The organism is Chryseobacterium shigense (assembly GCF_014207845.1).
GTDB classification, from domain to species: Bacteria; Bacteroidota; Bacteroidia; order Flavobacteriales; family Weeksellaceae; genus Chryseobacterium; species Chryseobacterium shigense_A.
This window is the reverse complement of sequence record NZ_JACHLC010000001.1, coordinates 1094464-1115311: the sequence shown is the minus strand read 5'-3', so window position 1 is coordinate 1115311 and position 20848 is coordinate 1094464. Positions and strand designations below refer to the sequence as shown.

Sequence of the window (20848 nt, the reverse complement as noted above, 5' to 3'; positions counted from 1 at the left end):
ATCCTATTGAAAAAAAGGTTTTCAGGTTTTAAAAATATTAGGGAAATTTGCAGCATGAAAATTATTCCGCTTAAAGAAGGTAATTTCTCTGCCAGCAAAACGAAGGACTTTACACTACTGACCAATGAGAATTTTGATACCGTCAGAGGAATTAAAATGTCTGTGCAACCATTTTTGATCGTTACAGCCAATGATTATATTCTTCTGGACGCCGGGATTGGATGGAAAAATGCTGAAGGAAAGACCGTTATTTCAGAAATACTGGAAAAAGAAAATATCAGACCTGAACAGGTTACCAAACTACTTCTTTCACATCTTCATAAAGACCATATCGACGGAAGCATTCAAAATAACGGAAACGGTTTTGCTGCGGCTTTTCCTAATGCAACGATCTATATCCAGAAACGTGAACTGGCTTTTGCCCTTGAAAATAAAGGAAATCCCTCTTTCGATTTTGATATGCTGGAGAAACTGATCAGCCTGCCGAATATCGTATGGATGGATGAAGACAAGGGAAATATCAGTGATGAAATTTCTTTTGAAGTAGCGGGCGGGCATACTCCTTTTATGCAGGTATTCTGGATCAGGGAAAACGGAGAAACCGCTTTTTACGGTGCAGATGATCTCCCGCAGGAATCTTACCTGAAATATCATTTGGCTTATAAAAGCGATTTTGACGGAAGAAAAGCAATGGAATTAAGGTTGAAATGGCAAAAAGAAGCTACCGAGGAGAAGTGGAAAATACTGCTTTATCACGATCTGGACAAAGCAGTAATCCAAATATAAACTGATACAAAATAGATTTTTAAAGGTCATTGAACCACTTATAGATATCCAGTTCAGAAGGAATATTTAGCTTTTTACGAATCCTGTTTTTTCTGTTCTGAATAGCTTTTGGAGTTACAAAAGTATAGGTTGCAATCTCCTTGGTGGTAAAGTTGAGTTTCAGGTAAATGCAAAAAATCTGTTCAGAATTTTTGAGACTGGGACATACATTGGCAATTTTATCAAAAAAATCAGGGTAAACTAATCTGAATTTATTCAGCAGGCGTGGAGAATTTTCTTTAGCCAACGCTATAATCTCGTCCTGCATTGTATTTTTTTGGTTCAAATCTTCTAAATTAGATTGGGGTTTTTCGTTTTTCATAATATTTTTCTCATCTCTGACTTTATTTCTGATGTCTCATAGAGCATCAGTACAAATTCTCTTCTCCAACTAGTTTAATAGCTATTTTAAATGGAGGCTTCATATACTTAAATTCTATAACTTATAATTCAATAGCATAATACATTTTTTATCGGTCCCGGTATTATTCTTAAAAATTTCTAACTGAAGTTTGATCTTCGGTTTATTTTTAAATGAAACAAAGAAAGAAAAAATGATTAAAATTTTACAGAATTGAAATACCACATACATACCACGTCTGTGCTTATAAACGGATTATTTATTATATGTTCAATTCAGTGCTGAATTACATTAGTGTTTATTATTTTAAACAAATTTAGAAGATGCAGATGATGTTTTTTATGATCTCAATCAATGTTTTTGAAGATTTTATTCATTATCATCATTCATTATACAGGGCTTAAAAGCAGAAATATTTAAAGCTTGTGGTATATGTATGGTATGCTAAATTCAGGGATCTGATTAAAATTGACCGTTCTTTACATTATTGAAATTTCAAGCTTTTCTGTTTATTATATTATGAAAGCCATCAATGATTAAACGTTTGTTTTAAATTTTAATTAAAAACTGTCAAACCATGATCGTTGAAGATTTACTTATGTCATTCGGTGCAGAAACTAAAAAGTATAAAGCAGGAGATATTATTTTTCGGGAAGGTGAGTTTTCAATGTTTTATTACCAGATTAATCAGGGAAAGGTAAAGCTCAACAACTATACGGAGAGCGGAAAGGAATTCATTCAGAATATATTTTTCAACGGCCACAGTTTCGGAGAATCACTGCTGTTTGTAGACCGTCCCTACCCAATGAATGCTGTAGCAATAGAAGATTCCAGTATTCTGAGGCTTCCAAAATCCCGTTTTTTGAATTTAATAAAAGAAAATCAGGAAGTTTCCCTGAATGTATACCAATGTCTTGCAGAAAGGATGTATTACAAATATATCATGCTGTATAACCTTTCTTTTCAGAATCCTGTTCTGAAGCTCAAGCAGCTGATGGATTACCTCAAAAGCTATCATGAGGACAAAAGTCCCTACTCTTTCCAAATCCCTCTGACACGACAACAGCTGGCTTCCCTTACCGGTCTTCGCGTAGAAACAGTTATAAGAGCTATAAAGAGCATGGAAAAAGATAAGATCTTAAAAATAGAGAAGAGAAAAATTATGTATTAATCGGAAAGATCAAAGGTCACTATAGAATGAGCCTTCAAATTCCGTATCCCGTATCTCAAAACAGAAATTACTATTACTCACCATCAAGCTGTCGCTGAAACTCTTCCAGGTATCTCGCAATATGTATCCCGTCTGCCAGTCCGTGGTGTGCTTCCACAGAAACCGGGAGATATTTTTTTCCGTCACGGATGCTGAACTTTCCAAATGTGATCTTAGGGACAGATTCCGAATTATTAAAACTGGTAGGATGAAGCAACGCACTGAAAGAATTCCACGGAATGGTTGAATGCCTGATGAGATCTTTTCCAAGCTCTCCGTTATTCATTCTGATGCCTGAAGTTCGGTATACATCTTCTATTTCCTCCTGCATCACCGTATTAAACACATTAAAATCTTTTGAAAAAGGGATAAATGCAAAACCGAAAGTACCATCCGGCCGGCCTATCGTAGTTCCTGCATGGATGGCATCATATAAAACTACCTGACCGTTGAGGATACGGAGTTTAAGCTCATCTACAGCATTTACAGCAACCATTGACCTGTGAAGATAGGTAGCGAAAAAAGAATGCCCGTTTTCCTTTGCATAGGCATAAGCTTTTGTACAGTCAACCTCTGTAGTAAACCCGAAATACGGGCTTGCCATTTTTGAGAAGAACTCAAAATGTTCTTTCCTGTTCCATGTTTCAATATCTATAACCTTCATTAATTTCATTTGCTGCAAATTTCCGTAAGTTTTCCCGGTTTTAAAAGCAAATCTGAAAAAATATTACTGAAATAAATCAATAGAAATATAATCAAATCTTAATTTTTAAAAGTTGGTTTTGGTCGGTTTTTTGATGCAAAAAGAGCATACATACAATATCAGATCTCTCTTTTGTATTGTAAATTCTTATTACATCTTACTGGGCTTTTGATACTGAACAAGCCTGCATTAATTTATTGAAAAAATATGGAGACAGAAAAAATAGGATTCATCGGATTGGGAAACATGGGGCATCCTATGGCCAAAAATCTTGAAAAAGCAGGGTTCCCGCTTTCAGTTTATAACAGATCTTCTGAAAAAGCTGAGAACTTTAAAGAAAAATCAACCGTTTACACTCAAATCCCGGAATTGATTCAAAACAATGATATCATATTTACAATGCTTACAGATGATCATGCTGTGAAAGCTGTTTATAAGGAAATTCTGAAATCAGATATCAGCGGAAAACTCTTTATAGATATGAGTACCATTTCTCCCCAGGTAACTTCCGAACTGAGTGGTGCCGTTAAAATAAAAGAAGCCTCTTTCATTGATGCTCCGGTTGCAGGAAGTACAATTCCTGCTGCAGAAGGAACTCTGATTATTATGGCTGGTGGTGAAACAAAAGATCTCCAGCGGGCAATGCCTTATTTTGAAAAGCTGGGAAAAGCGGTAAAACATTTAGGTGAAAACGGAAAAGGAATTGCCGGAAAATTGTCAATCAACTATTTCCTGTCCGCTATTTATCAAGGATTGGCAGAAACAGTTCTGTTTGCAGATAAATTGGGAATTGGACGTTCCGCAATGCTGGAAATCATCAATGAAAGTGCCAGTGGAAACGGTGCAACCAAGGTAAAAACAGCTATGCTTATCAAGGACCAGTATGAGCCTGCTTTTGCTTTGGACCTGATGCTGAAAGATATTCTTCTGGCACAAAATGCTGGTGCTGACTTCCCTCTGTCGAAAGTACTGAGCGAAACTTATCAGTCCGCACATGATGAAGGTTTTGGTAAAGATGATGTGATCGGTATTATTAATTATCTGAAAAAATAGAAACAGCAATTAATCTCTTACAAGAAAAAGGAGCAGTTTTAAGTTGCTCCTTTTTTATATAAATGTGTCTTTTTAAATTTCGCTGGTGGTGAGACCAAACTTTTGTTTAAATGAATAATAGAAATGAGATAAATTTTCGAATCCCAGCTCCAGATAAATGTCGGATGGTTTTTTATTCTTATGACGAATCTGGTAATATGCTTCCTCCAGCCTTTTTTCCCTGAGCCATTGTTTGGGTGTCATATTAAATGCTTTGCCAAAATCACGTTTAAATCCCGAAAGACTTCGGCCTGTAAGCTTTGCAAATGTTTCCACTGAGACATTGAACATGAAGTTTTTATTCATGAATTCTTTCAGGTCAATCTTATGCGGCTCGGAAAAATCGAAAAGAAGGTTCTTGAAATCAGGATTGCTCTGGAGAACCAGTTCTATAGCCTCTTTGATCTTTAAAACCACCAGTCTGGAAGTTGCTGTTTTTGTTTTGTCGATATAGGGCAAGAGCGAAGCAAAATACCCTTTGAAAAATTCATCCGATTCAAAAAAAAGCTTTTCATTATCTGAAACTCTTTCACCTGCAGTAATCTTGTTTTCTGCCGCATACTGCCGGAGTGTTTCCTGATCAAGGGTTATAGATAAAAACTGGTATTTTTCATTCTTTGACGGATGTTTTATCGTTCGGATCAGCTGGTTTTTTCTGACCAGAACAACTGTATTTTCTTTAATAACAGTTTTCCCTTTATCATGAAACGCATGGGTCTCACCGGACAGCTGAAAACCAAGAAAATGATCCGGAATAAATTCCTCATGTCCCCTGTACGTTTCAAAGGAACATGAATACACCAGTTTATCAAATATGATCTCAGAAGTAGTCTCCATAATACAAATATCCGGAATTTAGTCTGTAACGGAAGCACCTGCCTCTGCAATTTCTTTATCCTGCTCAGGAGTTCCGCCGGAAGATGCTATTGCACCAATGATCTTTCCTTCATTATCCCTGATCACTACTCCACCGGCTATGGTCAGAAGTCCGTCATTGGAATTCAGCATACCGTATCCGTGAAAACCTGCTCCGGCAATAATAGTGCCCATTACATCGCTATCTACGCCAAACATTACAGCTGTTTTGGCTTTTTTGAGAGCAAATTCAAGGACACCATAAACACTGTCTAATCTTGCAGATGCCATAAGATGTCCACCGGAATCAACCACCACAATACTTACGGGAATTTTGATGAATTCTGCTTTTTCTATAGCTGCATTCAGAGCTTTTGCGGCCTGTTTATATGTGATACTCATGATCTAGCTTTTTGCAGTCCATGCATCAGCCTGAAGCTGTTTTACAAAATCTTCTGTTTCCTTAGGGTGTACATTTCTGAAATTAGAATTGTCATCCAGAGCTACGTTAACGATCACATCTGCCATAGATTGCGGATCTAACTGGTGAGCAAGAGATTCAGCTGCTCCGTCAAAAGCTGATTCAGGAGTGAAATTCACCTTAGGATTGTACCAGCGGAAGATAGAATCCACCCCTCTGTCATTGAATCCTGTCCCAAAAACTCCCGGATTGCAGGTCGCAATTTTGATATTGAACTGAGCCAGTTCAGTTTTTAAACCTTCTGCAATGGATTCCATAGCATGTTTTGAGGCACAGTAAGCCGCCACATAAGGAACAGTCCACAAACCACCCATAGACGTTGTAAATACAATTTTACCCGGCTTCTTTTGCTCAACGAATTTTTTGATAAAGCCCTGGGCAAGTTCTAACCCGCCAAAAACATTCACATCAAACATAGAACGGATAAGTTCCAGCGGCTGTTCAGCGATAGGACCGCCTTCCATGATGCCTGCATTGCTTATCAGAATATCAATATCATATTTCTGATGAATATAAGCGATATCCCGCGAACTGGTAACATCCAGTTTATCAACGGTAAGTTCAATTCCCTGTTCCTTTGCTTCACGGATTAAATCACTCATTTGCGGATAAACCTGCGCGGTTGCAATAACTTTATGTCCTTTTCTGGCAAGATCAAATGCGGCTGTTTTTCCGAAACCGCTTGCTGCACCTGTAATTAAGATTGTTTTACTCATTTTGTTTTCTTATTGTTACAGTACAAATTTCCTGGATTTCAGAAGAAAGGTTATTGGTGAAAAGTTCAATGTTTTATTGCTGAAAAGTCCAGTGTGAATTGGTTTATCCAGACGCTTGCTTTTTCAGTTGCCGTTTCTGTTTATAAAAGTTTTTATCCGCAATGTAGATCGTTTTCTTGATCTCACAGTAAAGGGTTTCCTTATTTTTGTCTGTAAGCTGTGTTGTTTTAACAATAACAATCTCGTTTTCGGTTTTTATGCGTTCCTCTATTTCTTTTAATTCTTCTTTTGTATAAATGAAATCTGCATAAAGATCGATATGAGCAGGACGTTTGAAATAGATTTCTGCCGATTTATCCCAAATAACATATTTGTGGTCTGTAAGGTAGATCAGCTGTACCATAGGAATCGGATCTACCGAAGAAAACATACTGCCGCCAAAAATAGTTCCCATATAGTTCCTGTTCTTGTAGCTAATAGGAAGTTTGATGCATATCTTTGATAAGTTTTCAGAAACAGATTGTATTCTGGCTGTGCTTCTGCGGTACATAGGAGATAAATTGAATGCCCATTTAAACAATTTTGGCTGTCCGACTACCTTTGTTCCGTATTTGCTTAATTTTTGGTAAAAACTCATTTTTCAGGTTTTAGATTGTTAATAATTTCATCCATTAAAATTTGAATTTCATCCTTTGTATACAGTCTTCCTATTTGTGCCAGCCCAACCAGCACAGATAAAATTTCCAGAGCCTTTAAACGGCAGTTTTTGATGCTTCGGAATTCTTTCTTATCAATGCCGGATTCTAAGATTGCCGTTGTATGCAATAAAATAATTTCATTGAATCCTTTTAGTTTTTCTGTGATCTTTTCATCCAGTGAATTATAATCTGATGCTAAAGTACCCGTAAGGCAGATCTGCTGCTTATCAATAAGAAACAGATAGTAATTAAAAAGACCCTGTAGCTTTTTTGTTGCTGAAAGTTCATTTTGAGAATATTTCAGATTCAGGATACGTTGCTGATGCATTTCAATAATAGCAAGGCATAAGTCTATTTTGGAGGGAAAGTGATAGTGAATTGACGATGTTTTTATATTGATGCTTTTAGCTATATCAGCATAACTAAAGGCATTATACCCTTTTTCAACCAGCAACTTATTGCCGATTTCAATAATTTTATCTTTGGTCTCCATAAATCTATCTACTAGTAGGTAGATAAAATTACAAAATAAAATTGATTTTTAAGTATTAATTTAAAAACTGTTTAATATTTTCATAGAAAAATAAGGATTGGTTAGGTTTTTGAAGATTGAAACATAACCAAAACTCTATAAATACATAAATTTTATAGAAGTATCAAAATATTTTCATTTGAAACTGATAACATTTACAAAAAAAGGCATTTACTGTCCGCAGGGTAAATTTTATATTGATCCCTGGAGGCCTGTGGATCTGGCAGTCATTACCCATGGACACGCTGATCATGCACGTTGGGGAATGAAAAAATATCTTTGCCACCATTATACAAAACCTATCCTTTATCAAAGAATCGGGATGGATATTGAATGTCAGGGAGTTGAATATGGTGAAACGATAATCCTCAACGGTGTAAAAGTTTCTTTACATCCTGCCGGCCACATCATTGGATCAGCCCAGGTAAGATTGGAATATAAAGGATATGTTACCGTTATATCCGGGGATTATAAAGTACAGGAAGATGGATTAAGCACACCATTTGAACTGGTAAAATGCAATGAATTCGTCACAGAAAGTACTTTCGGACTGCCTATTTACAACTGGCTGGAAGTTCCGGATCTTAATAAAAAGCTTCAAACTTGGGTACTTAAAAATAAGGAAAATTCCAAAACATCGGTATTTATAGGATATTCGTTGGGAAAAGCCCAGCGTATTATGAAAGCGGTGGAAGGTCTGGGAAAAATCTATGTCCATTATTCTATCGGAAAACTGAATGAAGCCTTTGAATCTGTAGGAATTAGTCTTCCCGACTATAAAACTGCAGATTTCAGAGAAAATGCTAAAGAAGTACAGCATGAAATTGTCATTGTACCACCGGCACTTTTAGACAGCAGTATAATCAGGAAAATACCTGATGCGGCAACGGCAATATGTTCAGGCTGGATGCAGGTACGCGGGGCAAGAAGGTGGCGCAGTGCCGATGCCGGATTTGCCATGAGCGATCATGCAGACTGGAAAGGATTATTACAGGCCATAAAAGCTACCGAAGCTGAAATAGTACACGTTACCCATGGCCAGACCGAGATTTTCTCAAAATATCTGAATGAAATCGGGATCAAAGCGGATGTTGTACAGACACAGTTTGGTGAAGACGAAGAGGAAGCAGAAAAAGAAATCATTGAAAACCCCGAGCCATGAAACATTTTGCCGACCTGATCAATGCGCTGGAAACCACCAATAAGACCAATGCAAAAATAGACGCCATTATCGATTATCTGGAACGTGCTCCTGATGAAGATAAAGTATGGTTCATTGCCCTGTTCACAGGGAAAAGACCTAAAAGGAACGTTAATACCAATTATATGAAAGAATGGGCGCTGGAAATTGCACAGCTGCCATTCTGGCTGTTTCAGGAAAGCTATTCTTCAGTGGGAGATCTGGGGGAAACCATTTCACTGATCCTTCCTCCACCCTCAGAAAAAATAGACCGGACTCTTTCCCGGTGGATGACGGATATTGTTGGTTTAAAAGATAAATCCGATGCTGAAAAGAAAGAATTTGTACTGAAATCCTGGAACGGTTTAGATTATACTGAGCGACTGATATTCAACAAGCTGCTTGGCGGAAGCTTCCGTATCGGTGTTTCTGATAAAACTCTGATTAATGCACTCACCAAATTCTCTTCCCAGGAGTCAAGCACGCTGATGCATAGCCTCATGGGAAAATGGATACCCGGTGAAGTGTCATTTAAGGAATTGATCTCGGCAGAAAATGTTAATCCGGATAATTCAAAACCCTATCCTTTCTGTTTGGCTTATCCGCTGGAAAAAGAACCGGAAGAACTTGGAAATCCGGAAGACTGGCAGGTAGAATATAAATGGGACGGAATCCGCGGGCAGATTATCCGCAGGAATGATGAAGTCTTTATCTGGTCCAGAGGCGAAGAGCTGGTAACAGATCAGTTCCCGGAAATAAAAGAGACCGTACAGGCTATGAAAGGTAATTTTGTTTTAGATGGAGAAATACTTGCGGTAAAGGATGCTAATGTTTTAAATTTTAATGAATTACAGAAAAGATTAAACAGGAAAACTTTAACAAAGAAAATGCTGACGGATATTCCTATTGAAGTTTTTGTATATGATCTGCTGGAACTTGAAGGAACCGACCTCCGGGAAAAACCTATGGCTGCAAGGCGAGCCATGCTGGAAGAATTGCTGTTGAATGAAACTCCTCCCAACATTAAACTTTCACAGCTCATTGATTTTGCTCAATGGGAAGATCTGAATACAGTGCGGGAAGAATCAAGAAACATCAACAGTGAAGGCTTAATGCTAAAACAGAAAAACTCACCCTATCATTCCGGACGGAAAAAAGGCGATTGGTGGAAATGGAAAGTGAGCCCGTTAACGATTGATGCTGTTTTGATTTATGCCCAGAAAGGTAGCGGAAGACGAAGTGCCTACTACACGGATTATACCTTTGCCGTAAAAAACGGGGACACTCTGGTGACCATTGCAAAAGCATATTCAGGGCTTACCGATAAAGAAATCATGGAAGTCAGTAAGTTCGTCAATAAAAATGCTATTGAAAAGTTCGGGCCTGTCCGTACGGTGAAAGCTGAACTGGTTTTTGAAATTGCTTTTGAAGGTATAGGATTCAGCAGCAGGCATAAAAGCGGAGTTGCTTTAAGATTTCCAAGAATTGTAAGATGGCGGAAAGATAAAACCGTAGACGAAATTGATGAACTGGAAGAAATAAAAAAACTGATCCAATAATTTGAAAGCATTTGAAAATACCAACGGATTCAAGGTCATTCAGCAGTGGATGGCTGATAAAGATATTTCCCCTTTCAAATTTCAGATAGACACCTGGCAGAAATTCGGAAACGGATATAGCGGAATGGTTGTTGCGCCAACAGGTTTCGGAAAAACATTTTCAGTTTTCCTTGCCCTGATCTCAGATTTTATGAATCATCCTGAAAAATACGGTAAAGGACTGAAAATGATCTGGATCACTCCCCTTCGCTCTCTGTCTAAAGATATTGCCAAAGCTATGCAGGAAGCAATGGATGAAATTGGCCTCGACTGGACTGTTGGAGTACGAAATGGTGATACCGATCCGAAAGTAAGACAGCAGCAGGTCAGAAATATGCCTGAGATTCTGGTTGTTACTCCTGAAAGCCTTCATCTGCTTCTGGGACAGAAAAATCATGCCCGGTTTTTCCAGAGTATGAAGTGTGTTGCAGTAGATGAATGGCATGAATTGCTTGGTTCAAAACGTGGTGTTATGGTAGAACTTGCTGTCTCTCAACTGAGAAAGTATGTTCCTGAAATAAAAATATGGGGAATTACGGCAACCATTGGAAACCTGGAAGAAGCAATGGACGTTTTGATTCCATATGACATTAAAAAAACAAAGATCACCGCCAAAGAACATAAAAAAATAGATATTCTCCCGGTAATTCCGGATGAGATTGAAATACTTCCCTGGGCCGGACATTTGGGAGCAAAATTAGCCGATAAAATTGTCCCGATTATCCTTGAATCAAAATCTACCATTGTTTTTACCAATACAAGAAGTCAGAGTGAAATGTGGTATCAGCTTTTACTGGATGCCTATCCTGATTTTGCCGGTCAGATTGCTATTCACCACAGTTCTATTGATGCCCATCTGCGCATCTGGATCGAAGAAAACTTAAGTGCAGGAAAACTGAAAGCTGTAGTATCCACTTCCTCTTTAGATCTCGGAATTGATTTTAAGCCCGTAGATACCGTTATCCAGATTGGTTCGGCAAAAGGTGTGGCAAGATTTCTACAGCGGGCAGGACGGAGCGGACACTCCCCTTTTGAAACCTCTAAAATTTACTGTGTTCCCACTCATTCTCTTGAACTGATCGAGGTAGCAGCACTAAAAGAAGCCGTAAAGCAGAAAGTAATAGAACCCCGTGAACCACAGGTTTTATGCTTTGATGTACTTGTTCAGTTTCTGATGACGCTGGCAGTTGGTGACGGATTTTATCCTGAAGAAACATTTGAAAGAATAAAAAAAATATACGCTTTCCAGGAAATGACCGCAGAAGAATGGAAAAGCATCCTCGATTTTCTCACCATTGGCGGAAGCGTTCTGAAAAGCTATGAAGAATTCCACAAAATAGTGATTATGGAAGACGGTCTTTATAGAGTGACTTCCCGGAAAATTGCTATGCTCCACCGCATGAATATGGGCGTTATCGTAAGTGATGCCATGCTGAAGGTAAAATTTATTTCCGGCGGTTATATCGGAATGGTGGAAGAATATTTTATTTCAAAATTAAAAAAAGAGGAAAAATTTATTCTCGCCGGGCGAACACTTGAAGTGGCCATGATCAAAGATATGACGGTTTATGTGCGTTCAGCAAAAGGAAAAGCCATGGCTCCGAGTTATCTTGGCGGCAGGCTTCCTTTAAGCTCAAATCTGGGGCATTTTCTAAGGGAAAAACTCTCTCACACCTTAAATCCTAAAGCATCAGAAAAAGAACTGAAATTTCTTCATCCTTTACTGGCCAATCAGGAAAAAAATTCCCATATTCCTAAAGAAGATGAATTTCTGGTTGAGCTGATTAAAAACCGCGAAGGCTATCACCTTTTTATGTATCCTTTTGAAGGCCGTCTGGTTCATGAAGTAATGGCTGCGCTGATTGCCTACCGCATTTCTAAACTTGCCCCTATCTCTTTCTCTATGGCGATGAATGATTATGGTTTTGAACTATTCAGTGACAAGGAAATTCCTTTGAATGAAGGTAATCTGGATAAAATCCTGACCAGGGAAAACCTGATGAATGATGTTATAGCCAGTATTAATTCGGCGGAAATGGCAAGACGTAAATTCCGTGATATTGCAGTGATCTCGGGAATGGTGATCCAGAATTATGCAGGAAAACAGCGTTCCAACAAATCACTTCAGAGTTCTGCAGGTTTAATTTTTAAAGTATTGGAAGACTATGATCCCAATCATTTCCTTGTGAGGCAGGCCTATACCGAAGTTTTCAATATGCAGCTTCAGGAACCACGTCTTGTGGAGGCTTTTAAAAGAATTGAAAAATCAAAAATCATTTTAAAATATTCCCATACCTTTACACCGCTCAGTTTCCCGATCAAAGTAGACAGTTTAAGGCAGACGCTTTCGAGTGAAAGTCTGGATGCAAGAATCAAACGGATGGTAGAACAGGCTCGGAAAAACGGTTGATTATCTAGTTTCGTGGTACCGGGGTCCGGGATTGCATAATTCCCCTTCTCTGAAAGGGTGGATTTTACATAGCAAAATACGGGGTAGCTGAAAAATCATTAATATATCAATACAAAAATTGAACATTGCAGTAAAAAATATCAGTATAAACAACGAAGTTTTCACTTTAACCAACCAACGGGCAGCATTTTGGAAAAAAGAGAAAGCATTGATTCTCTCCGATCTTCATATTGGAAAAACTGCTCATTTCAGGAAAAATGGCATTGCACTGGCCAATCATATCATGAAAAGTGATCTGGAAAGGCTTTCCGTTCTTATTGAATATTTTCAGCCCGAAAAGTTCATTGTGGTTGGGGATCTGCTTCATGCCGGAGATAATTCAGATGTTGACGAGTTCTGCAATTGGAGAAATCAGTATCCTGATCTTCTTTTTTATCTTATCAAAGGCAATCATGACCGTTTATCCAAGGAACTGGAACAGAAATTATGCCTGAATTTTAAATCTGATTCCCTTACAATTGACGGTTTTACAATGATCCATGATTTTGATACAACGATACCTGAATTTCAGATCACAGGGCATATTCATCCGGGCGTGGTACTGAGTTCTTCTGTTAAAAATATCAGGCTTCCTTGTTTTGTTCAGACAAAAAACCAGCTGCTGCTTCCCGCTTTCAGTGAATTTACCGGCCTGGATACCAAAAATGTTCCCAAAGATGGAAAATTCTTTGTCTTTACAGATTCCGGGATTCATGAGATATGATTAAAACTGTTTAAAAAACCAAAAGACTGCCCGATAACAGGCAGTCTTTAAAATATATAAACAGGTGAAATTATTTTTTGTTTTTGCTTAAACGGATACTGTAAACCGTAATTAACACGGTAACCAGTAAAAATAAAGCTCCGATCCACGGTGTGCTGGCCAGTCCCAGAGAAGAAGTTACAATAATCCCTCCGGTGTAAGAACCAATGGCAATTCCTATATTGAATGCCGCAATATTAATTCCTGATGCCACATCTTCAGTTCCGGGAAGCTCTTTTTCTGCAATCTGAACCACCAAAAGCTGAAGTCCCGGTACGGTTGCAAAAGATAGCCCTCCCAAAAGGAATAAGGTGATGATACTTAAAATCTGGCTGCCGGCTGTAAAATAAAAGGCAAGCAATACCAGTCCCTGTGCTGCAAACATCCACAGAAGTGCCTTCAGGGGATTTTTATTGGCTGTTTTTCCACCCAGAAGGTTTCCTAGCGCAATTGCGATTCCATAGATAAGGAGAATAAAAGTGACCGTTGATTCCTTAAATCCTGCAATCTGCTGTAAGATCGGGGATAGATACGTGAAAACAACAAATGTTCCTCCGTACCCCATTGCAGTCATTAAAAATGCAAAAATCATACGTTTGTTTCCAAATACTTTCGGAAGGCTTTTCAAAGAAGCAGTCTGTTCACTTTTAAGATTTTTGGGAACCAGCAACATACTTGCCAGTAAACCTATGATTCCAAGAATGGAAACACCTATAAAAGTTGCTCTCCACCCGAAATGCTGACCTATAAAAGTTCCCAGAGGAACTCCGGTTACAATGGCAAGGGTAAGTCCTGCAAACATAATTGAAATGGCTGTAGCTCTCTTCTCTTCCGGAACCAGCGATGCTGCAATAGTGGAACCAATGGAAAAATAAACTCCGTGGGCAAATCCTGTGAGGATTCTGGCCATAACCAATGTGATAAATCCCGGAGCAACAGAAGCCAGCCCATTCCCTATCACAAATAAAGCCATGATTGAAATAAGTAATGTTTTGCGTGGAATTTTCCCGGTTAAGGCCGTTAGTATGGGAGCACCTATAGCTACACCAATAGCATATAAACTTACCAGTAACCCGGCGGAAGGAATACTGATACCAAGATCTCCTGCCACAGTAGGAAGAAGCCCTACAATCACAAATTCTGTTGTTCCTATTCCAAATGCACTGATTGTTAATGCCCATAATGCTGCCGGAAGCCCTTTGCTTTTCATGGCAGATTTTGTATTGACCTGTATTTCTTTCTGATAATTCATTGTGTTGTAATTTTGTTGAATTGACTATGCAAATTTCCGCTGAATAATTGTATTATAAAAATTATTTAAATTCTAGTTTATTATCAGAATAATAATAGTTTGTTGTTTTGAAATTCCGTTTCTTTGCAATAAATCCCGTTCATTTAATGAAAAAATCAGAAGCCACGCGATTGAATATTCTTCAGAAAGCCTTTGAATTGATCTATACAAAAGGTTACCAAACTACAAGTGTAGATGAGATCATTGCAACTACACAGGTTACAAAAGGAGCTTTTTATTATCATTTTAAAACAAAGGACGAAATGGGATTGGCTATTATTAATGAACTTTTGATCAACAATTTCAGGAGTACTTTCATTGAGCCCCTGCAAAACAGTAATGATCCTTTAGAAAATATTTATAACCTGGTGTACAGCATTTTAATGGAAAATGATTTTTTAAAGGTTGAATATGGCTGTCCCGCTTCCAATTTCACACAGGAAATGGCTCCCTGGAATGTAGATTTTACCAAAGCATTAAACGAACTTTCAAAGCAATGGGAAAATGCGATGATAGCTTGTATTGAAAATGGAAAGAAAAAAGGCATGGTAAAAGCTGATGTGAATGCCAGAGAAATTGCTGTTTTCGTAATGTCCGGCTATTGGGGAGTGCGGAATTTGGGTAAACTGGAAAATTCAAAATATGTGTATCTTATTTATTTAAAGGGACTTAAGTCTTATTTTAATTCACTTTGATAATTTTTTATCAAAAAACATACTAATTAGTATGTTTTTATTATACCTTTGAAGCGTTCTAAAAAACTATCATGTATCAGACGCTTACATTTCTTCATTCTATGTTCCGTTGGATTGTTTTATTAAGTCTTATTTATGCCATATGGATAGCGTTCAGAGGGTATTTCCATCATAAAATATTTAATAAAACTGATGATTCGGTAAGGCATTGGACGGCAACAATTGCCCATATTCAATTGGCTTTGGGAATTATTCTCTATACAAAAAGTCCAATTGTAAAGTATTTCTGGAAAAACCCCGGTGAAGCTAAAGCTTCGTTAGATCTGCTTTTTTTCGGTTTAATCCATATTTCACTTATGATTACTTCAGTTGTACTGATTACGGTAGGCTCTGCTTTGGCAAAAAGAAAAGAAACGGATCATGAAAAATTCAAAACTATGTTTATCTGGTTCACCATTGCTTTAGTAATTATTTTCATTGCAATTCCGTGGCCGTTCTCCCCTCTCGCCAACAGACCATATTTAAGATAATTATGACGCATTTATTAAAAACAAAAATCGGGCGCCTGAGAATTCTGGCCATTCTGGAAGGAATATCCCTGTTAACGCTTGTATTCATTGCAGTACCTATGAAGTATTGGCTGGGAAATCCAGCTCTTGTAAGAGTAATGGGGCCTATTCATGGGACATTATTCCTGCTTTTCCTGTTTAATACGCTGAGTGTAGGGGTTGAGCAGCGATGGAAATTTAAAGAAACCACCTGGAAAGTAATTCTGGCGTGTTTCATTCCGTTCGGAACCTTTTATATTGACAATAAAATCTTAAGTAAACTATGAAGAATGTATTGATAGTATGTGGAGTAATTCTTACAGTTTATATTATTTACCGGGTTTACAGATATCAGACATTGGATAACGGCTTAGATGGACTTATTAAAAAAGGGGCTGTTATTCTGGATGTAAGAACTGAAAAGGAATTTAAAACGGGGCATATTGAAGGCTCTGTTAATATCTCTCTGGGAACCATCCGCGAAAGATATATTGAACTTGATCCGGATAAAACCTATATCACAGTATGCTCTCACGGACTTAGAAGTGTAAAAGCTGAAAATATTTTGAAGGAAAGAGGCTTTAAGTATATACATAACGGTGGTGCATGGAGTGACCTTCAGGAAACCATTGCAGCTAATAATAAATAAAACTTCGGATATTGCTACCACACTCATTCTGTTTGGTCAGGTATTTGAATATTTAACGGTGAATGTTACTGAAGTGTCTTTTTCAGAAGTTAATTCATTATAATTTCTCATTACCAATCACTAAAAATATAATATTATGTCAACACAGAATTTAACCCACCTTGAAGCTATTAAAAAAATTAAAGAACTGTCGGAAAAGGCAAGAATATGCATGTTCTGTACAGAACTGGGTACCACTCCCGTCAACTCCCGCCCTATGACATTGCAGGAAACGGACGATAACGGAAATTTATGGTTTATCAGCAGTGGAACCAGCAATAAAAATTTTGAAATAAAGGAAGACCGGAGAGTACAGCTGTTTTTTATGAACAACAGCGATTCTCAGTATCTTTCTGTTTATGGTGAAGCTTCAGTTTATAAAGATAAAGCCACGATTGAAGAAAAATGGTCGCCTATGGCTAAAGCATGGTTTGACGGAAAAGATGATCCGGATGTAACCATTATCCGGGTAGAACCTAAAGAAACATACTATTGGGACACCAAAGCAGGGAAACTTGTCAGCCTGTTCAGTTTCGTTACAGCGGCTATAACCGGGATTAAAACGAATAATTCTGATGGTGTGGAAGGCAACGCAATTGTGTAAATAAAAAGGGTGGCTGAGATTCTCGAAACCACCTTTTCTACAACTTAAATAGTAAACGGATTCAAAATTATTGAATGCCCGATAAAAACTGGTGACTGAGGCTCTCGAAGTCACCGGTTTTTTTACTTTTTAACATCATCCATAGAAGCCCCGAAATTGATATGCAGAACATTCCCGTTAGGCGTCACCAGGGCAGGAACTGATTTTACGCCTGCGTTCTCAGCCTCTGCAATTTTATTTCTGTCATTCCCTAAATGAATGATTTCTACATTTTCCGTACCGATAAGCTGAACAATATCGTGTTCCGCGCTTACACATACCGGGCATCCCGCGTGATAAAAAACTGATTTTTTCATAAGATTTACATTAATTTACAAGAGTTTTAATAATATTTTTTAATTCTTCCGTTTCTTTTTCGGTTAAAGGCTTTAGCGGACTTCTTAAGCTTCCGCCTTCTTCTCCCAAAATATTCAGACCTGCTTTTACAGCCCTCGGTAATCCTTTATTAACAATGAATTTCAGGAGATCAAACTGCCTGTAGAAAATATCTTTTGCCTTTTCGAGATTTCCTTCTTCAATAGCATGATACAGACTAATATTAAGTTCCGGGATCAGGTTGGGAGCGGCTGTACACCAACCTCTTGCCCCGGCAGTGAAAGCAGATAGAGCCAATGGATTGGAACCGTTATAAAAAGCAACACCATCGCCCAGCTCTTTTTTCAGGTAATGCATTCTCTGGATATCTCCGGTACTTTCTTTAATCATAGTGACATTCGGGATTTCCAGAAGCCTTTTCAAAAGGGCGGGTGACATATCTACTCCACTGGTTGCCGGATTGTTATAAGCCATAATAGGAATTGAAATTTTACCGGCTACTGCATCATAATGGGCTACAATTTCATCATCTGTCAGTTTCCAGTAGCTCATAGGAATAATCATAACGGCATCAGCTCCTGCTTTTTCAGCAAATCGCGCATGGTGAATGGTTTTTTCTGTCGTAAGATTCGATACTCCTACCAGTGTTGGAATTCTTCCGTTGGTTTGTTGTATAGAAGCTTCCGTTATGGCTTCTTTTTCTTCATCAGACAGGTAAGGCATTACTCCTGTGCTTCCTAGCGGGGCAATTCCGTGGCTTCCGGAAACGATCAGCTTTTCCACCAGCTTTTTAAAAAGAGGAATATCTATCTTTTCATCCTGGTCAAAAGGAGTAATTGGGTAAGCAATAATTCCTTTGAATGGAATATTTTTCATATTTTGTTTATTTAAAATTAAAATGATTATATGGGAATCTTTAACCATTAAGAAAAGTTTAAGCCGCCAGAAATATTAAGTTGAATAATTATTAAGCTTTACAAATCTCTGTTTTCATCAAAGTGCTTTACTTCAGGTGATTTTTTTGCTTAAATAAACTTATGTAATAATGGCTGGTCGGGTTTCTACTTAACATCAGGATGATCTTCCTGGCAATACCTTAAACTTATTCTTAATGATAGGATATGTTAAAGATCTCTTCCCTCTTCTTCTCTCAAGGCTACTCCAAGATTCTGAAGTTGTGGTGCATTTTCACAGGCCAGATATTTGGCCGGTTCAGTATCGCTAAGGTTCTGATGCTTATGCCATGCCCATGAAGGAATATACACGGCATCTCCCGCTTCCCAATGCACTCTTTCATCTTCTACTTCCGTCCATCCTTTTCCTTCTATTACGTACAATACGGTTTCGTAAGTATGACGGTGCCTGTTGGTTTGCTGCCCCGGAAGCAGGCCGCCAATGGTCATACTTACATTTTTACTCGGCAGATCCACGAAAAAAACAGGATGCTTTCTTTCCGTTGAAAACTGGTCATGCTCCCCTGCATTTTCTACATTTTTATGGATCAGGTGAGTTGGTTTCACATACTTTGGTCTTGCAAATGTTTCGTGAAAATCTTTTGAACTGAAATTTTTCTTGTCCATGATATCTAAATTTTAAAATGTTTTGTGCTTTACTGCTTCACAAAATTATTTTATATTTGGACTGTTTAAATGATTCAGTTTTTATATAAATAGGTAGTCCAGATGATTCGTCCGTGGAAATTAGAATTCGAAATAGATAAAAAGCTTGAAAAGGCAGTCTACTTACAGATTGCAGATACCATCATTGCGGATATACGCTCCGGAAGGCTTAAAGCCGGTGATGCACTTCCCGGAAGCAGAAATCTTGCACTGATGCTAAAGATCAACAGAAATACGGCAGTTGAAGCCTATCAGGTACTGATCAATGAAGAATGGGTGATCTCAAAAGAAAGAAAAGGAATCTTTGTATCGGATAATCTTCCGGTTTTAAAGGAAATGCCGGGCAGCAGAAATGATGAAAACGAACAAGACCCGTCAGCATTTACCAACACAGTAATTAATTTTGATGATGGCCATCCTGACAGCAAAATAGCTCCGGTAACAGAATTGGCAAGAGCATACCGCCAGATTTTTAACCGCAAAGCGAAATGGCAGATGATGGGCTATGGCAATGCACATGGTGATACTGAATTCCGGAAGACCATTTCTCAGATGCTGAATCACCAGCGGGGAATGCATATCAGTGAAAATGAAATTTCAATTACAAGAGGAAGCCAGATGGCGATGTTCCTTACCGCTCAGTGTCTTTTAAAAACAGGCGGTCAGGTTATTGTTGAAAATCCGGGTTATAAACCGGCCTGGAAAGCTTTTGAATATGCCGGAGCAGAACTGTTACCGGTTTCAGTAGATGATGAAGGAATCAAAATTGAAGATATCAAGCTGCTTTTAACCGGAAATAAAAATATAAAAGCAATATACATTACCCCACACAGACAATATCCTACAACGGTTACTTTAAGTTTAGCAAGAAGGCTTGAACTGATAGAACTTTCAAACAAACACGGAATTACCATTATTGAAGATGATTATGATAACGAGTTTCATTTTGGTTACCGCCCTATTCTCCCTCTTTCCAGTTTTGCTGAACTTACAAACTATGTTTATGTAGGTACATTAAGTAAAGTGGTTGCTCCGGCATTACGGATAGGTTACCTGGCCTCCAAAAACGCTGATCTGCTTAAGAAAATAGGTGATCTGAGAAAAATCATTGATGTTCAGGGCGATATGATTATGGAGCAGGCGGTTATGCAGTTAATTAAAGAAGGTGCAGTGAAAAGACACATTAAAAAAGCGACTGTTCATTATAAAAACAAAAGGGATTTTGTGCATGGTTTATTGGAAAAACATATAAGAAACATTGCTAATTTTACCCTGCCGGAAGGAGGTCTGGCTTTCTGGATCGTGCCAAAGAAAAATCTCAGCTGGGATGCTGTTACATCATCATTGCTGGAAAAAAACATTAATATCATCCATCCGAAACAATATAGCCATAACCAGATTATCAATGGTTTCAGGCTGAGTTATGGTTCTCTGTCCGAAGAACAGCTGGAAGAAAGTATAAAAAAGATTTCCGAAGTCCTAAAACATCAAATCAATTAAATTAAAAAAATCTGCTTAATCTGCTCGATCTGCGAAAAAAAGAATTAATGCACTTTTATCTCTCA

24 protein-coding genes are annotated in these 20848 nt (G+C 38.0%); 13 read left to right on the top strand and 11 right to left on the bottom strand.

Annotated elements, in window-relative coordinates:
- The first annotated feature begins 54 nt into the window (after nucleotides 1–54).
- Nucleotides 55–786 carry an MBL fold metallo-hydrolase gene (locus HNP36_RS05120; RefSeq protein WP_184159754.1) on the top strand — a complete coding sequence of 244 codons (732 nt, stop codon included), beginning with the start codon at nucleotides 55–57 and terminating at the stop codon, nucleotides 784–786.
- Between the two features lie 19 nt (nucleotides 787–805).
- Here the strand turns inward: HNP36_RS05120 and HNP36_RS05115 are convergent, their stop codons facing one another.
- Nucleotides 806–1147 (bottom strand): helix-turn-helix transcriptional regulator, encoded by a 342-nt coding sequence (locus HNP36_RS05115; RefSeq protein ID WP_184159756.1) that lies wholly within the window; start codon nucleotides 1145–1147, stop codon nucleotides 806–808.
- Between the two features lie 616 nt (nucleotides 1148–1763).
- On the opposite strand from HNP36_RS05115, the gene HNP36_RS05110 reads away from it, so the two are divergent.
- Nucleotides 1764–2357 (top strand): Crp/Fnr family transcriptional regulator, encoded by a 594-nt coding sequence (locus tag HNP36_RS05110; RefSeq protein ID WP_184159758.1) that lies wholly within the window; start codon nucleotides 1764–1766, stop codon nucleotides 2355–2357.
- Between the two features lie 73 nt (nucleotides 2358–2430).
- On the opposite strand, the gene HNP36_RS05105 is transcribed toward HNP36_RS05110, so the two are convergent.
- On the bottom strand, nucleotides 2431–3069 hold the full coding sequence (locus tag HNP36_RS05105) for a chloramphenicol acetyltransferase (protein ID WP_228456253.1): 639 nt from the start codon (nucleotides 3067–3069) through the stop codon (nucleotides 2431–2433).
- A gap of 237 nt (nucleotides 3070–3306) precedes the next feature.
- On the opposite strand from HNP36_RS05105, the gene HNP36_RS05100 reads away from it, so the two are divergent.
- On the top strand, nucleotides 3307–4152 hold the full coding sequence (locus HNP36_RS05100) for an NAD(P)-dependent oxidoreductase (RefSeq protein ID WP_184159761.1): 846 nt from the start codon (nucleotides 3307–3309) through the stop codon (nucleotides 4150–4152).
- 72 nt (nucleotides 4153–4224) lie between these two features.
- Here the strand turns inward: HNP36_RS05100 and HNP36_RS05095 are convergent, their stop codons facing one another.
- From HNP36_RS05095 to HNP36_RS05075, 5 genes are all read right to left on the bottom strand, one after another.
- Nucleotides 4225–5028: a helix-turn-helix domain-containing protein gene (locus HNP36_RS05095; protein WP_184159763.1), complete on the bottom strand. Its 804-nt coding sequence runs from the start codon at nucleotides 5026–5028 to the stop codon at nucleotides 4225–4227.
- Between the two features lie 18 nt (nucleotides 5029–5046).
- Complete coding sequence (locus tag HNP36_RS05090; protein ID WP_184159765.1) at nucleotides 5047–5448, bottom strand: GlcG/HbpS family heme-binding protein; 402 nt, start codon at nucleotides 5446–5448, stop codon at nucleotides 5047–5049.
- A 3-nt stretch (nucleotides 5449–5451) separates the two neighbouring features.
- A complete protein-coding gene (locus HNP36_RS05085) occupies nucleotides 5452–6243 on the bottom strand; it encodes an SDR family oxidoreductase (protein ID WP_184159767.1) in 792 nt (263 codons plus the stop codon).
- A 103-nt stretch (nucleotides 6244–6346) separates the two neighbouring features.
- Complete coding sequence (locus HNP36_RS05080; RefSeq protein ID WP_184159769.1) at nucleotides 6347–6880, bottom strand: DUF4442 domain-containing protein; 534 nt, start codon at nucleotides 6878–6880, stop codon at nucleotides 6347–6349.
- The gene (locus HNP36_RS05075; protein WP_184159771.1) at nucleotides 6877–7434 is read right to left on the bottom strand and encodes a TetR/AcrR family transcriptional regulator; all 558 of its coding nucleotides are present in this window, start codon (nucleotides 7432–7434) and stop codon (nucleotides 6877–6879) included. The genes HNP36_RS05080 and HNP36_RS05075 overlap by 4 nt, the downstream gene beginning before the upstream one ends.
- A 178-nt stretch (nucleotides 7435–7612) precedes the next feature.
- On the opposite strand from HNP36_RS05075, the gene HNP36_RS05070 reads away from it, so the two are divergent.
- From HNP36_RS05070 to pdeM, 4 genes are all read left to right on the top strand, one after another.
- Complete coding sequence (locus HNP36_RS05070) at nucleotides 7613–8635, top strand: ligase-associated DNA damage response exonuclease (RefSeq protein WP_184159773.1); 1023 nt, start codon at nucleotides 7613–7615, stop codon at nucleotides 8633–8635.
- Nucleotides 8632–10212 carry an ATP-dependent DNA ligase gene (locus tag HNP36_RS05065; RefSeq protein ID WP_184159775.1) on the top strand — a complete coding sequence of 527 codons (1581 nt, stop codon included), beginning with the start codon at nucleotides 8632–8634 and terminating at the stop codon, nucleotides 10210–10212. Before HNP36_RS05070 ends, HNP36_RS05065 begins: the two co-directional genes overlap by 4 nt.
- 1 nt (nucleotide 10213) lies before the next feature.
- Complete coding sequence (locus HNP36_RS05060; RefSeq protein ID WP_262889242.1) at nucleotides 10214–12661, top strand: ligase-associated DNA damage response DEXH box helicase; 2448 nt, start codon at nucleotides 10214–10216, stop codon at nucleotides 12659–12661.
- Between the two features lie 118 nt (nucleotides 12662–12779).
- Nucleotides 12780–13424: a ligase-associated DNA damage response endonuclease PdeM gene (pdeM, locus tag HNP36_RS05055; protein ID WP_184159777.1), complete on the top strand. Its 645-nt coding sequence runs from the start codon at nucleotides 12780–12782 to the stop codon at nucleotides 13422–13424.
- Nucleotides 13425–13494: 70 nt separating this feature from the next.
- Here the strand turns inward: pdeM and HNP36_RS05050 are convergent, their stop codons facing one another.
- Complete coding sequence (locus tag HNP36_RS05050; RefSeq protein WP_184159779.1) at nucleotides 13495–14715, bottom strand: MFS transporter; 1221 nt, start codon at nucleotides 14713–14715, stop codon at nucleotides 13495–13497.
- 146 nt (nucleotides 14716–14861) lie between these two features.
- Here HNP36_RS05050 and HNP36_RS05045 point away from each other — a divergent pair, with 146 nt between their 5' ends.
- The 5 genes from HNP36_RS05045 (at nucleotide 14862) to HNP36_RS05025 (ending at nucleotide 17289) form a co-directional block, all read left to right on the top strand.
- Nucleotides 14862–15449, top strand: a complete 588-nt coding sequence (locus HNP36_RS05045; protein ID WP_184159781.1) for a TetR/AcrR family transcriptional regulator — start codon at nucleotides 14862–14864, stop codon at nucleotides 15447–15449.
- A 71-nt stretch (nucleotides 15450–15520) separates the two neighbouring features.
- Nucleotides 15521–15979 carry a hypothetical protein gene (locus HNP36_RS05040; RefSeq protein ID WP_184159783.1) on the top strand — a complete coding sequence of 153 codons (459 nt, stop codon included), beginning with the start codon at nucleotides 15521–15523 and terminating at the stop codon, nucleotides 15977–15979.
- 2 nt (nucleotides 15980–15981) lie between these two features.
- Complete coding sequence (locus tag HNP36_RS05035; RefSeq protein WP_184159785.1) at nucleotides 15982–16284, top strand: DUF3817 domain-containing protein; 303 nt, start codon at nucleotides 15982–15984, stop codon at nucleotides 16282–16284.
- Nucleotides 16281–16646, top strand: coding sequence for a rhodanese-like domain-containing protein (locus HNP36_RS05030; protein ID WP_184159787.1), 366 nt, complete (start codon nucleotides 16281–16283; stop codon nucleotides 16644–16646). Before HNP36_RS05035 ends, HNP36_RS05030 begins: the two co-directional genes overlap by 4 nt.
- Before the next feature lie 136 nt (nucleotides 16647–16782).
- Nucleotides 16783–17289, top strand: coding sequence for a pyridoxamine 5'-phosphate oxidase family protein (locus HNP36_RS05025; protein ID WP_184159788.1), 507 nt, complete (start codon nucleotides 16783–16785; stop codon nucleotides 17287–17289).
- 122 nt (nucleotides 17290–17411) lie between these two features.
- Here HNP36_RS05025 and HNP36_RS05020 read toward each other — a convergent pair whose 3' ends face one another.
- From HNP36_RS05020 to HNP36_RS05010, 3 genes are all read right to left on the bottom strand, one after another.
- The gene (locus HNP36_RS05020) at nucleotides 17412–17645 is read right to left on the bottom strand and encodes a thioredoxin family protein (RefSeq protein WP_184159790.1); all 234 of its coding nucleotides are present in this window, start codon (nucleotides 17643–17645) and stop codon (nucleotides 17412–17414) included.
- A 10-nt stretch (nucleotides 17646–17655) separates the two neighbouring features.
- Entirely contained in the window at nucleotides 17656–18540 is an 885-nt protein-coding gene (locus tag HNP36_RS05015; protein WP_184159793.1) for a dihydrodipicolinate synthase family protein, read from the bottom strand.
- A 248-nt stretch (nucleotides 18541–18788) separates the two neighbouring features.
- Nucleotides 18789–19244, bottom strand: a complete 456-nt coding sequence (locus HNP36_RS05010; protein ID WP_184159795.1) for a cupin domain-containing protein — start codon at nucleotides 19242–19244, stop codon at nucleotides 18789–18791.
- 102 nt (nucleotides 19245–19346) lie between these two features.
- Between HNP36_RS05010 and HNP36_RS05005 the strand changes: the two genes are divergently transcribed.
- Complete coding sequence (locus HNP36_RS05005) at nucleotides 19347–20783, top strand: PLP-dependent aminotransferase family protein (RefSeq protein WP_184159797.1); 1437 nt, start codon at nucleotides 19347–19349, stop codon at nucleotides 20781–20783.
- Nucleotides 20784–20848 lie beyond the last annotated feature (65 nt).